This is a genomic window from Azospirillum sp. SYSU D00513 (genome assembly GCF_017356015.1).
Lineage (GTDB): Bacteria > Pseudomonadota > Alphaproteobacteria > Azospirillales > Azospirillaceae > Azospirillum.
This window is the reverse complement of sequence record NZ_JAFIQV010000013.1, coordinates 89,443-101,640: the sequence shown is the minus strand read 5'-3', so window position 1 is coordinate 101,640 and position 12,198 is coordinate 89,443. Positions and strand designations below refer to the sequence as shown.

Sequence of the window (12,198 nt, the reverse complement as noted above, 5' to 3'; positions counted from 1 at the left end):
CCATCCAGGGGAGACGGCGCGTTCCATGGCAAACGATCAGGCATCCCCGGGCTGCGGCACGGACGAACGGGTGGCGGTCATCGACATCGGCTCGAACTCCATCCGCCTCGTCGTCTATGACGGGCTGAAGCGCGCGCCCATGCCGATCTTCAACGAGAAGCTCCTGTGCGGGCTGGCCCGCGGCGTGGAGAAGACGGGCCGTCTCAACCCCGAGGGGGTGGTCCAGGCGCTGGGTGCGCTGGAACGTTTCCGCGTCATGGCCGACAGCATGCGGGTCTGCCGGCTGGACGTGCTGGCGACGGCCGCCGTGCGCGATGCCGATGATGGAGCCGAGTTCGTCGAGGCGGTCGGGCGGCGGACGGGCCTCCAGGTCCAGGTGATCAGCGGCGAGCGGGAGGCCCAGCTTTCCGCCATGGGCGTGCTGTCCGGCACCCCGGGCGCGGACGGGCTGGTCGGCGACCTGGGCGGCGGCAGCCTGGAGCTGGTCGCGCTCGCCCGCGGCGAGATCGGCGAGCAGGTGACCACGCCGCTCGGGCCGCTGCGGCTGATGGAGACGGGGCTCCGCCAGGGCGACTTGGCGAAGTACGTCGACAAGCATTTCGAGCGGCTGGACTGGCTCGGCACGGCCAAGGGGCGGCCCTTCCACCCGGTGGGCGGAAGCTGGCGGGCGCTCGCCAAGCTGCACATGGAGCAGGTGAACCACCCCCTGCACATCATCCACGGCTACCGCATGCCGGCGTCGGAGGCCCGTGACTTCGCGGCGCTGATCGCCAGGCAGAGCAAGTCGTCGCTGGAGAAGCTGTCGGGCTCGCGCCGCCGGGGCGACACGCTTCCCTTCGCGGCGCTGGTGTTCGAGCGGCTGCTGCGCGCGGCCCAGCCCTCGCACGTGGTCTTCTCGGCCTACGGCCTGCGCGAGGGGCACCTGCTGTCGCTGCTGACCCCGGAGCAGCGGCTGAAGGACCCGCTGCTGTCCGCCGCGGACGACTGGACGACGCGCTTCGGGCGGCTGAGCGACCCCTCGCAGCTCTTCGCCTGGACGGCCGGCCTGTTCGCCGGGGAGGACGACGCGGCGCAAAGGCTGCGCCACGCGGCCTGCACGCTGACCGACGTCGGCTGGGTGGACCATCCCGACTACCGGGCGGAGCACGCCTTCCTGCGCATCCTGCGCTTCCCCTTCCCGGCGGTGGACCATCCGGAGCGCGCCTTCCTGGCGCTGACCGGCCACGCTCGCTACGCGGGCGTGCTCGATGGGGCGCTGACGTCGGGCGCGCGCTCGCTGCTCTCCGACGCGCAGGCGACGAAGGCGCTCGTGCTCGGTCTCGCCCTGCGGCTGGCGCACACGCTGACCGGCGGCGGTTCGGCTCTGCTGCAGCGGACCAGTTTGAGGGTGACCGGGGACAGCCTTCTGCTGACCCTGCCGGAGGACGGCAGCGTTCCCGGCGGCGAGGTGGTGCAGCGCCGCCTTGACTCCCTGGCGAAGGCGCTCAACCGCAAGGGCGAGATGCTCGTCGCGCGGCCCCAGGCGGCGGAATAAGGAAAATAAGGGCGGCGGCAGGGAAGGGACCCCGGAAAGCCCGGGTCCCTTCCGCTCCGTTCAGACCATCTTCGCGTGGGCGATGGCGTCGCGGACGCTGACGCCCTTGCGGATGATGTTGTCCACCGCGCGGCCCTGCACGAATTTGATGCCGGCCTTCTGCGCGTAGACGAGGCTCGACACGCTGTCGCAGCGCGCCAGGATGAACTTGCAGCGGTCCTGCTCGGCGATCCGGTCGAAGAAGTGCTTCTCGAAGGCCGGGTCCATCTCAAGCATGTCGGTGGACCAGAAGATCTTCGCATAATCGGCGTTCAGATATTCCAGGTCGAAGTTCGTGACCCAGAAGGGGTTCAGCCCGTCCACCGCGATCCCGTAGCGGCGGTCCTGGGCGAAGTCCACGACCTCGTTGAAGAGCGAGAGGTTCTCGATGAGGTCGCCCTTGGAGATTTCCAGCACGACCTGCCCGCGGAAGTCGATCGGCAGCCGCTCGTCGAATTTCACGAATCCCGTGGAAATGACCGTCGAGAGATTGATGTTGATGCCGATGCGCCGCCCGCGCATGAAGCTCATGCCGTGGTTGAGCGCGCGCAGCACCGACTGGTCCAGATTGGCCGTGAAGTAGTTGAACAGCCACTTGTTCGCGGTGATGTCGTAGTCCGGGCAGAGCCGCTCCTGCAGCAGCTTGATGGAGATGTAGAGTTCGTAATACTCCATCTCGTCCGTGGCGTCGGGCGTTAGGCTGGCGATCGCCTGGTTGAAGAGGAAGGGCGACAGGTCGAACATCTGCATCGAGCGTTCGAGCTTGCCCAGCTCCTCCAGCGTGATCGGCGGTTTGGTTTCCGTGACGCCACCACCGCTTTCGCCGGCCTGCAGATCCTCCATGAAACGGATGACGTTGATGAAGTTCAACGCCAGCTCCATGATGGAATAGAGCGAATATTCCTTGTACGGGTTCGGTCCCGTCAACGTCGTCTTGGACAGGAAGACCTGCTCCACCTTCTGGCAGATGTCGGTCACGCCGGTCAGCTTCAATCCCTTGTAGAGGATGATGACGTCGCCGTTGGAGATGTTGAAGGACTGAAGGAAGGAGGCCTTGGTCGCCAGCTCCTGGATGATGGTGCGCACGATCATCTGGCTGGAGGGATCACGGTCCTTCAGCAGCGACAGGTGCATGTGGATGAGCCGCATGCCCTGCAATTCGCTCTTCGCGGAGCGCAGCAGGTTCAGCAGCTTGTCGTTGTCGAATTCCGGACGGGCGTCCTTCGCGGCGGCGACGGCGGCCTGCTTCTCCGACGTGGACAGCCGGACGCGGTCCCGTCCCATCGGTGCTCTGCCGTCGAACCTGTTCATCGCCGAAATCTCCTGCCCTCTGCGGCGCCGCATGCGCCCGGTCCTTAGCTCCCCGCCCAGCAGCCCCCCTGAAGGAGCAAGCCGCCGCCCGATGTCCGCCAAACAGCCCTGGATGAACCCGTTGTATGGCCTCAACGAAAGCGGGAAGGCATGGACAGGCCTTCTGATTTTAGCACCAATCGTCCGCCCTAGGCATTAATGCGTCGTTAATAAAACGATTTTTCTTCGAATTGCGGCGAAATGTTGCAAGTGCGCGCCGTGCACGGACCTGCATGCACGGATCTCCATGCATGGGTTTGGGCGAAAAGCGCCCATGCGCGATGCATCTTGGCGGGGCTGGGCGCCTTTATTGCGCCACGGGGATGATCCGGACCCGCCGGTCCACGATCGAGAGGGCCAGACGTCCATGCTTCAGGGCCAGCGCGTCCTCGCCAAACAGCTCGCGGCGCCAGCCATGCATTGGCTGGACGTCGGCGGCATCGTCGGCCGCTATGGCTTCCAGGTCGCTGGAGGAGGCGACGAGCTTTGGCGCGACGTTGTTCTCCTCGCACTTCATCTTCAGCAGGACGCGCAGAAGCTCCACCGTCGGCTGAAGCCCGGCCGGCGGCTCCTCGCGTGGCTCCAGCGGCGGCAGCTCCGATTCCGGAATGTCGGTGGCGCGCTGCACGGCGGCCAATATGTCGGTGCCCTGCCGGCCCTCCGCGATGCTGCGGCCCAGACCGCGGGTGCGGGCGAGATCGTCCACCGTCGCCGGGGCGTTCGCCGCGATCTCCAGCAGCGCCTCGTCGCGCAGCACGCGGGAACGGGGCAGGTCGCGGCGCTGCGCCTCGCGCTCGCGCCAGGCCGCCAGTTCCTTCAGCACGGCGACGAAGCGCGGCTTGTTGGTCCGCACCTTCAACCGCATCCAGCTCGTCTCGGGATCGGCCTGGTAGGTGGAGGGCTGCGTCAGCACCGCCATCTCCTCCTCAAGCCAATGGGCGCGGCCCGTGCGGGCGAGGCGCCGCTTCAGCTTCTCGTAGGCGGGGCGCAGATGGATGACGTCGGCCAGCGCGTAGGTCAGCTGCCGCTCGGTCAATGGGCGGTGCGACCAGTCCGTGAAGCGGCTCGACTTGTCGATGCGCGCGCCGGCGAGCTTGGTCACCAGCGTCTCGTAGCTGACGCTCTCCCCAAAGCCGCAGACCATGGCGGCGACCTGAGTGTCGAACAGCGGGGCCGGAATCTTGCCCGACAGGTGGAGGAAGATCTCGACGTCCTGCCGCGCGGCGTGGAACACCTTCAGGATGCTCGGGTCCGCCATCAGCGCGTAGAGCGGCGCCAGGTCGATGCCCTCGGCCAGCGGGTCGATGGCGACCGCGCCGTCCGGCCCCCCGATCTGCACCAGGCAAAGTTGCGGCCAGTAGGTCTTCTCGCGGAGGAACTCGGTGTCGACCGTTATGTATTCGGTCCCCGCGAGCGAGCGGCAAAAGGAGTCCAGGGCGTCGGTGGTCGTGATCAGCGTCATGAACGTTTCATACACGAGCGCAAGCGCGCGCGAAAGTGCGCGCTTCGGCCATATTTTCACCGGGCCGGCCCTCGGATGGCTTCTTGACAATCCGGCGCCTTCGGTGTGGTGTGTCGCCCCGCCGTTTCGCGCTGAAATTCGACGTTTTTTAAGGTGTTTCGACCATGCACCCCTACCGCACGCACACTTGCGGTCAGCTCCGCGAGGAAAATGCCGGGCAGACCGTCCGCCTGTCGGGCTGGATCAACCGCAAGCGCGACCATGGACAGCTTCTGTTCATCGACCTGCGCGATCATTATGGCCTGACCCAGTGCGTGGTCGACACGTCGAACCCGGCCTTCAAGACCGCGGAGCGCCTCCGTCTGGAGTCGGTCATCACGGTGACCGGCAAGGTGGTGAAGCGCACGGACGATACCATCAACGACAAGATGCCGACCGGCCGCATCGAGCTGCAGATCGCCGAACTGACGGTGCAGGGCGAGGCCGATCAGATCCCGTTCCCGGTCAACCAGGACACGGACACGGGCGAGGACGTGCGCCTGCGCTACCGCTTCGTCGACCTGCGCCGCGAGCGCCTGCACGAGAACATCATTCTGCGTTCCAAGGTCATCGCCTCGGCGCGCCGCCGCATGATCGACCAGGGCTTCACCGAGTTCCAGACGCCGATCCTCACCGCCTCCTCGCCGGAGGGCGCGCGCGACTATCTGGTGCCGAGCCGCAACCATCCCGGCCGCTTCTACGCGCTGCCGCAGGCGCCGCAGCAGTTCAAGCAGCTGCTGATGGTCGCCGGCTTCGACCGCTACTTCCAGATCGCCCCCTGCTTCCGCGACGAGGACGCGCGCGCCGACCGCAGCCCGGGCGAGTTCTACCAGCTCGATTTCGAGATGTCCTACGTCACGCAGGACGACGTCTTCGCGGCGATCGAGCCGGTGCTGGGCGGCCTGTTCGACGAGTTCGGCGGCTTCCGCCGCGAGACCCCGCCCGCGGTGGACAAGCCGCCCTTCCGGCGCATCACCTTCGCCGAGTCGATGCTGAAATACGGCAACGACAAGCCGGACCTGCGCAACCCACTGGTCATCACCGACGTGACCGAAGTCTTCAAGCGCGACGACGTGGAGTTCCGCGCCTTCCGCCAGGTGGTGGACAAGGGCGGTGTCGTGCGCGCGATCCGCGCCCCGAACGTCGCCGACCGGCCGCGCAGCTTCTTCGACAAGCTGAACGACTGGGCGCGCGGACTGGGCGCGCCGGGCCTCGGCTACATCCTGTTCGAGGCCGCCGGCGGCAAGGGCCCGATCGCCAAGTTCGTGCCGGAGGCCGCCCAGGCCGAGCTGCGCAAGCTCGCCGGGCTGGAGGACGGCGATGCCGTCTTCTTCGTCTGCGACCAGCCGGCCGCCGCCGCCAAGCTGGCCGGCTTCGCCCGCACCCGCATCGGCGAGGAGCTGGACCTCATCGAGAAGAACGCCTTCCGCTTCTGCTGGATCGTGGACTTCCCGATGTACGAGATGGACGAGGAGACTGGGAAGGTCATCTTCTCCCACAACCCCTTCTCGATGCCGCAGGGCGGTCTGGAAGCGCTCCAGACCATGAACCCGCTCGACATCAAGGCCTACCAGTACGACATCGTCTGCAACGGCATCGAGCTGTCCTCGGGCGCCATCCGGAACCATCTGCCGGAAGTCATGTACAAGGCCTTCGAGATCGCCGGCTATGGCGCGGAGGAGCTGGAAGCCCGCTTCGGCGGCATGCTCAGCGCCTTCAAGCTCGGCGCCCCGCCGCACGGCGGCTCCGCACCGGGCATCGACCGCATCGTCATGCTGCTGGCCGACGAGCCGAACATCCGCGAGGTCATCGCCTTCCCGCTGAACCAGCGCGCGGAGGATCTCCTGATGCAGGCGCCGGCCCCGGTCGATGCCAGCCGGCTGAAGGAACTTCACCTGAAGCTCGACCTGCCCAAGCCGAAGGCCCCCGCCGCTCCGGCGGACGGTCCGAAGGCGGCCCAGTAAGCCGGGGCAGTAAGCTGACCGAACGAGAAAGCCCCCGCCGTCACCGGCGGGGGCTTTCTCTTTGCGGCGTGACCGGCCGCGGGAGGGTCGCTTCCCGTCCCGAAAGGGGGAGGGAAGGCCGCCCTCAGACCGCCGCGCCCTGCGCCTCGATGCGGCGGTAGTGGCTCGAATCCGCCAGGATCAGGCAGCTCAGCGTTTTCGCGTCGCCCTCGTCCTCGGTGCTGACGAGTTCCGCATGCAGGATGCCGTAAAGCGTGCGGGTGGACCTGACGCGCCAAGTCCGGCCGTTCGGCGACCCCACGGACTGGAAGACCTGACCGATCTCGACTCTCTTCTTGCTCATGGCCCAGCCTTTCGCGGCGGATGATGTTCCGCGCGGCTACTCCGGGCGCCGCGCAACTTGTTCGCAGCTTGCCCGATCTTCATCAACAGAGCGTGAATTTCCTGGCAGGGATAGCCCGCAGGAACCGCCGCCGTCAGCAGCCGGTGCGCGGCAGTGGCTCCAGGCTTTCCAGCACACCCTTCACGGCGAAGTCGCCATAGTCGATCTGCATGGATTCAGCGATGCCGTTGCGCAGCAGGTGGAGCCCCATCTCATATTCCGGCTGGGCGGAATCGCTGTCGCTCGGGAAGAAGGCCATGCGCACGGGCAGGCTGGTCTGCCCGTCGAGCTTCAGGGCGTTGCCGGCCTTGTCGCGGGTCGTCTGGTTGGGCTGCGCCGGCTTGCCGATCACGGCGCTCACTTCGGTGACGCCCTCGTCCTCGGCGCCGTCGAAGATGGTGCGGGTGAAGAAATTCTCTCCTTCCTGCGCCTTGTCCAGGATGGCCAGCGTGTGAGCGGACGGGAACATGGTGCCGGCGGGAAGAGGGATCTGCTTGGCCTCCGGCTTGGTGAAGGCGGCCTTGCCGGTTCCGTCCTTGGACAGCTGGGCGGTGCCGCTCACCTCCTCGTCCCCTTCGCCGTTCATCGTCTTGCGGACGTTGAAGCGGTAGCGCGACCCGTCCTTCGCCTCCCACGTCACGTAATGGGTGGTCATGTTCATCTCTTCGCCTTCGGCATAGGCGAAGCGGAGTTGGAACCGCTGCTCGGTCGTCCAGCCGTCGCAGGCGTCGTCCCATTCGAAGCTCATTTGGCCGCTGACGTTGGACACGTTGGAGCCGTTGCGCGCCGACATCAGGGACATGGCGTAGACCGCGCGGTGCGGCTGGATGCCGCCGGCAGCCGGTCCGGCCGCCAGCGCGGGCGAGGGGACCGCGGGTGCCATGGCGGTGGTCAGCAGCGTGCCGATGGCCAGGGAGGCGGCGAGGCGGGCGGCGGATCGGCGGTTCGGCAGGGCCACGGGTTCGACATCCACGGATGATTGAAGTCTCGCTTTGGATTATGGGTGTTTCACCGGCCGTTCGGAAGACCCCCGGCGCCTTTTCCTGTATCCATCCAGGCAACCCTGATCCCCGCCATCGACTTGCGAAGGACCTCACCCATGCCCGACCAGAGCGGCGCCCGTCGCCCCGTCCTGCTGATCACCCGCCGCCTGCCCGAGGATGTGGAGGCCCGCGCGGCGGGTGGATACGACGTCCGCCAGGACCCGTCCGACGAAGCATTGGCCGGTGCCGCGATCGCCGCGCGGGCCGAGGGCGCCGACGCGATCCTGTGCGTGGCGGGCGACCGGATGGGTGCCGAGACGATCGCCGCCCTGCCGGATTCCGTCCGCATCATCGCGACCTTCTCCGTCGGCACCGACCACATCGACGTGCAGGCGGCGAAGGCGCGTGGCATCCTGGTGACCAACACGCCCGACGTGCTGACCGACGCCACCGCGGACATAGCGCTCCTGCTCATGCTCGGTGCGGCCCGCCGCGCGTCGGAGGGCGAGCGGATGATCCGCGACGGCGCCTGGACCGGCTGGAAGCCGACCCAGCTCCTGGGGACGCATCTCGGGGGCAAGCGCCTGGGCATCGTCGGCATGGGCCGGATCGGCCGCGCGGTGGCCCAGCGCGCCCGCGCCTTCGGCATGGCGATCCACTACAGCAACCGCCGTCGCCTGCCGGCCGAATTCGAATCGGGCGCGGTCTTCCACGCCGATCCGGAAGCGATGCTGGAGGTGTGCGATGTGCTGTCGCTCCATTTCCCGGCATCGCCCGACACGCACCACTGGCTGAACGCGGAGCGCATCGGGAAGCTGCCGCCGGGCGCCATCGTGGTCAACACGGCGCGGGGCAGCGTGATCGACGACGAGGCGGTGATCGCAGCACTCAAGTCGGGGCGGCTGCGGGCAGCCGGGCTCGACGTGTTCGAGAACGAACCCAAATTGCATCCCGGTTACCGCACCCTCCCCAACTGCTTCCTGCTGCCCCATCTCGGCAGCGCCACCATCGAAACCCGCAACGCCATGGGGTTCCGGGCACTGGACAACCTCGACGCCTTCTTCGCAGGCGCCGCTCCTCCCGACCAAGTGGCCTGAGCCGGCGGCCGCCTTCCGTCCCGCCCGGCTCCGTTCCGACCCGCCCGTCCTGGTCATATTTTCCGGCCTGGGCGGCCGGCGGGGAAAAACCTGCCGGGCAGGGACTGCGGCACCAGTCGGGCCGTCCAAGAAAAATAGAGCAAAATCAGGGAGGTGATCGTTGGCATGGCCGTTGCTCGGTGGTGGGTGAAGCGTTCCGCCGAGCAAGAGGAGCCGATCCATGAGCGCCAGCGCAGCCGTCCGGGTGTCGAAGAAGTCCGCCGTCGCCAAGGCCGCCCGTTCCGCGTCCTGGCCGGGCTTCCCCTATCCTGGCGTCTCCGCGTCGGCCGACACCCTGGCCGCGCGGCCTCTGGACGACGCGCTTGCCATGCTGGCCGAGGCGCGGGAGATGATCGCCCTGCAGCAGGAGCGCATCGCCTATCTCGAAAGCCTCAGCATGACGGACGAGCTGACCGGTCTGCTGAACCGCCGCGGCTTCGCGAGCCATTTCCGGCGCGAGCTGGCGGCGGCCCGGCGCAACGATGCCGCCGGCGGGGTCCTGATGCTGGTCGATCTCGACGGCTTCAAGGCCATCAACGACACCCACGGCCATCTGGCCGGCGACGCCTATCTGCGGAAGGTCGCCCGGCTGTTGGCCGGCAGCGTCCGCGCGGCGGACGTGGTGGCCCGGCTGGGCGGGGACGAGTTCGCGGTTCTGCTGACCAACACCGACCCGGACACCGGCGCCGCCCGCGCGCGCCAGATCGCGGATGCCGCCCGCGATGCCCGCGCCGCCTGGAACGGGGTGGAACTGCCCATCCGCTTCTCCCTCGGCATCCAGCCCTATGGCGCCGAGGACCAGGAGGAGGAGGTGCTGCGCCTCGCCGACATCGGCATGTACGCAGACAAGCGGGAGCGCCGGGCCATGCGCCGCGCGGCCTGACCGCCGGGCAGGCGCGAGAGGCAACCGGGAGCTTGGCATTTCATGGGGAACCCCCTTTCGGTAATAAGAAATTAACCCTCCGCATCTATGAAGAAAGGATAGGTATCTCCCCCAATGCGCGTAGCTGAGGCGGGAGTTGATACCGTCCCGGCAGGACGGCCAGTCTAAGGAGGGGTTCCATTGTCTGCCCACGCGGATAGCCTGCCCATGGTGGCGGCGGAAGACAGGCCGGGGAAGCGTGTCCTCATCGTCGAGGACAACGAGTTGAACATGAAGCTTTTTCAGGACCTTCTGGAAGCGCATGGTTACGAGACGATCCAGACGGCCAATGGTCTGGACGCCCTGTCACTGGCGCGGCAGCACCGGCCGAACCTCATCCTCATGGACATCCAGCTTCCGGAGGTGTCCGGGCTGGAGGTCACGCGGCGGTTGAAGGAAGACGCGGAGCTGCGGTCGATCCCGGTGATCGCCGTCACGGCCTTCGCGATGAGGGGCGACGAGGAAAAGATCCGCGAGGGCGGCTGCGAGGAGTACATCGCGAAGCCCATCTCGGTTTTGAAGTTTTTAGAAACCGTTCAGAAGTTTGTGGCCTGATAGCGCCCTAACAAAACCGGATCTTTTCATGTCAGCACGTGTTCTGGTCGTCGATGATGTTCTGCCGAACGTCAAGCTTCTCGCAGCGAAGCTGACGCGCGAATATTTCGACGTCATCACGGCCTACAACGGTCCCGAAGCGCTCGAGCAGATCCGCAGGGAGGCTCCGGACATCGTGCTTCTCGACGTGATGATGCCGGGCATGGACGGTTTCGAGGTGTGCGAGAAGATTCGGTCCGACCCGGCGACCATGCACATCCCCGTGGTCATGGTCACAGCCCTGTCGGACGTCGCCGACCGGGTCCGCGGGCTGGAGGCGGGTGCGGACGATTTCCTCACCAAGCCGGTGAACGACATCGCGCTGTTCGCGCGCGTCCGCTCGCTGGTCCGGCTGAAGATGATGATGGACGAATGGCGGCTGCGCGAGAGCACGTCCGGCCATTTCGGCGTCATCGAGCGGGCCGGCACCCTGCAGAGCGAATCGCATGAGCGAGGCCGTGTGCTGGTGCTCGAGGATTCGGCGCTCGACGTGGAAAAGATCACGGAAACGCTCCAGCGCGACCGGGCGGAGATCGTGGCGACCGACGTCAGCGCCAAGGCGATGGAGCAGGCGCTCGCTGGCGACTTCGACCTCGTCGTCATCAGCCTTACCCTGTTGAACGAGGATGGGCTGCGCCTGTGCTCGCAGCTCCGGTCGCAGGACCGCACGCGGCAGGTTCCCATCCTGCTGGTGGCGGACGAGGGTGACCTGACCCGCGTGGCCAAGGGGCTCGAACTCGGCGCCAACGACTATGTGATCAAGCCGCTCGACCGCAACGAGCTGCTCGCCCGGGCGCGCACCCAACTCCGCCGCAAGCGCTACCAGGAGCGGCTGCGCTCCAATTACGAGCAGAGCCTGTCGATGGCTCTCACCGACAGCCTCACCGGCGTGTTCAACCGGCGCTACGTGAACGCGCATCTGCCGCGGCTGCTGGAGCGAGCCATCGAGAGCAACAAGCCCGTGTCGCTGCTGATGTTCGACATCGACCACTTCAAGGTCGTGAACGACACCTACGGCCACGGCATCGGCGACGAGGTGCTGCGCGAGGTGACCGCGCGCGCCAGCCGCCACCTGCGCACCTTCGACCTCGTCGCGCGGCTGGGCGGGGAGGAGTTCATCGTCATCCTCCCGGACAGCGACGGTGAAGCGGCCCTGCTCGTGGCGGAACGCCTTCGCGACCGCATCGCCGGTTCCCCCTTCGAAATCTCGGCTGAGGTCGGCAGCATCCCGGTGACCGTCTCCGTCGGGATCGCGGTCGGCGGGCGGGCCGGCGACACCGCCGAAAGCCTCGTCCGCCGCGCTGACGAGGCTCTTTACGAAGCCAAGCGCTCGGGCCGCAACTGCATCATGTCAGAGGCGGCTCAAGCCGCGGCGCCGGCGCGCTGAGAAGCGCCGGTCAGCCGCGCTAGACAGCCAGCCGCCTTGTGCCAGAAGCGGCCGGAAGCCTCAATGCGTCAGGAGCTTCAGCCCGGCAATCCCGGCGATGATCATCGCCATGCAGCCGATCCGCAGCGCGTCGGCCGCTTCCCCATACAGCAGGATGCCCGTCAGGGCCGTGCCGACGATCCCGATTCCGCTCCACACCGCGTAGGCGGTGCCGATCGGCAGGGTCTTGAGGGAAAGGCCGAGCAGCAGGACGCTCGCCAGCATGGCGGTGACCGTCACAGCCGTCGGAGCGAGCTTCGAGAATCCGTCGGTGTGCTTCAAGCCGATCGCCCAGACGATTTCGAGAAGTCCGGCGATGAAAAGATAGACCCAGGCCATGGTGCCACATCCCGGCAAAAGGCAGGGT

11 protein-coding genes are annotated in these 12,198 nt (G+C 67.1%); 6 read left to right on the top strand and 5 right to left on the bottom strand.

Features of this window, described 5'->3' with window-relative positions:
• Positions 1-25 precede the first annotated feature (25 nt).
• The gene (locus tag JUB11_RS12180) at positions 26-1,534 is read left to right on the top strand and encodes a Ppx/GppA family phosphatase (protein WP_207458812.1); all 1,509 of its coding nucleotides are present in this window, start codon (positions 26-28) and stop codon (positions 1,532-1,534) included.
• A gap of 60 nt (positions 1,535-1,594) precedes the next feature.
• Here JUB11_RS12180 and JUB11_RS12175 read toward each other — a convergent pair whose 3' ends face one another.
• Complete coding sequence (locus JUB11_RS12175) at positions 1,595-2,884, bottom strand: hypothetical protein (protein WP_207458811.1); 1,290 nt, start codon at positions 2,882-2,884, stop codon at positions 1,595-1,597.
• Positions 2,885-3,230: 346 nt separating this feature from the next.
• Positions 3,231-4,385, bottom strand: a complete 1,155-nt coding sequence (gene rnd, locus JUB11_RS12170; protein WP_207458810.1) for a ribonuclease D — start codon at positions 4,383-4,385, stop codon at positions 3,231-3,233.
• 164 nt (positions 4,386-4,549) lie between these two features.
• On the opposite strand from rnd, the gene aspS reads away from it, so the two are divergent.
• The gene (aspS, locus tag JUB11_RS12165) at positions 4,550-6,388 is read left to right on the top strand and encodes an aspartate--tRNA ligase (protein WP_207458809.1); all 1,839 of its coding nucleotides are present in this window, start codon (positions 4,550-4,552) and stop codon (positions 6,386-6,388) included.
• Positions 6,389-6,512: 124 nt separating this feature from the next.
• On the opposite strand, the gene JUB11_RS12160 is transcribed toward aspS, so the two are convergent.
• Both JUB11_RS12160 and JUB11_RS12155 read right to left on the bottom strand, forming a co-directional pair.
• A complete protein-coding gene (locus tag JUB11_RS12160) occupies positions 6,513-6,731 on the bottom strand; it encodes a hypothetical protein (protein WP_207458808.1) in 219 nt (72 codons plus the stop codon).
• Positions 6,732-6,864: 133 nt separating this feature from the next.
• The gene (locus JUB11_RS12155) at positions 6,865-7,728 is read right to left on the bottom strand and encodes a cell envelope integrity EipB family protein (RefSeq protein ID WP_348771416.1); all 864 of its coding nucleotides are present in this window, start codon (positions 7,726-7,728) and stop codon (positions 6,865-6,867) included.
• A gap of 141 nt (positions 7,729-7,869) precedes the next feature.
• Here JUB11_RS12155 and JUB11_RS12150 point away from each other — a divergent pair, with 141 nt between their 5' ends.
• From JUB11_RS12150 to JUB11_RS12135, 4 genes are all read left to right on the top strand, one after another.
• Entirely contained in the window at positions 7,870-8,850 is a 981-nt protein-coding gene (locus JUB11_RS12150; RefSeq protein ID WP_207458807.1) for a D-glycerate dehydrogenase, read from the top strand.
• Between the two features lie 220 nt (positions 8,851-9,070).
• Entirely contained in the window at positions 9,071-9,772 is a 702-nt protein-coding gene (locus tag JUB11_RS12145; RefSeq protein ID WP_207458806.1) for a GGDEF domain-containing protein, read from the top strand.
• Positions 9,773-9,979: 207 nt separating this feature from the next.
• The gene (locus JUB11_RS12140) at positions 9,980-10,366 is read left to right on the top strand and encodes a response regulator (RefSeq protein WP_207458844.1); all 387 of its coding nucleotides are present in this window, start codon (positions 9,980-9,982) and stop codon (positions 10,364-10,366) included.
• Between the two features lie 28 nt (positions 10,367-10,394).
• Positions 10,395-11,792: a PleD family two-component system response regulator gene (locus tag JUB11_RS12135; RefSeq protein ID WP_207458805.1), complete on the top strand. Its 1,398-nt coding sequence runs from the start codon at positions 10,395-10,397 to the stop codon at positions 11,790-11,792.
• A gap of 60 nt (positions 11,793-11,852) precedes the next feature.
• Here the strand turns inward: JUB11_RS12135 and sugE are convergent, their stop codons facing one another.
• Positions 11,853-12,170: a quaternary ammonium compound efflux SMR transporter SugE gene (gene sugE, locus JUB11_RS12130; protein WP_207458804.1), complete on the bottom strand. Its 318-nt coding sequence runs from the start codon at positions 12,168-12,170 to the stop codon at positions 11,853-11,855.
• Positions 12,171-12,198: the final 28 nt, after the last annotated feature.

Bases quoted from the DNA above. Each gene is read 5' to 3' on its own strand.
- JUB11_RS12180 (WP_207458812.1), top strand. From the start codon at position 26: ATGGCAAACGATCAGGCATCCCCGGGCTGCGGCACGGACGAACGGGTG.
- JUB11_RS12175 (WP_207458811.1), bottom strand. From the start codon at position 2,884: ATGAACAGGTTCGACGGCAGAGCACCGATGGGACGGGACCGCGTCCGG.
- rnd (WP_207458810.1), bottom strand. From the start codon at position 4,385: ATGACGCTGATCACGACCACCGACGCCCTGGACTCCTTTTGCCGCTCG.
- aspS (WP_207458809.1), top strand. From the start codon at position 4,550: ATGCACCCCTACCGCACGCACACTTGCGGTCAGCTCCGCGAGGAAAAT.
- JUB11_RS12160 (WP_207458808.1), bottom strand. From the start codon at position 6,731: ATGAGCAAGAAGAGAGTCGAGATCGGTCAGGTCTTCCAGTCCGTGGGG.
- JUB11_RS12150 (WP_207458807.1), top strand. From the start codon at position 7,870: ATGCCCGACCAGAGCGGCGCCCGTCGCCCCGTCCTGCTGATCACCCGC.
- JUB11_RS12145 (WP_207458806.1), top strand. From the start codon at position 9,071: ATGAGCGCCAGCGCAGCCGTCCGGGTGTCGAAGAAGTCCGCCGTCGCC.
- JUB11_RS12140 (WP_207458844.1), top strand. From the start codon at position 9,980: ATGGTGGCGGCGGAAGACAGGCCGGGGAAGCGTGTCCTCATCGTCGAG.
- JUB11_RS12135 (WP_207458805.1), top strand. From the start codon at position 10,395: ATGTCAGCACGTGTTCTGGTCGTCGATGATGTTCTGCCGAACGTCAAG.
- sugE (WP_207458804.1), bottom strand. From the start codon at position 12,170: ATGGCCTGGGTCTATCTTTTCATCGCCGGACTTCTCGAAATCGTCTGG.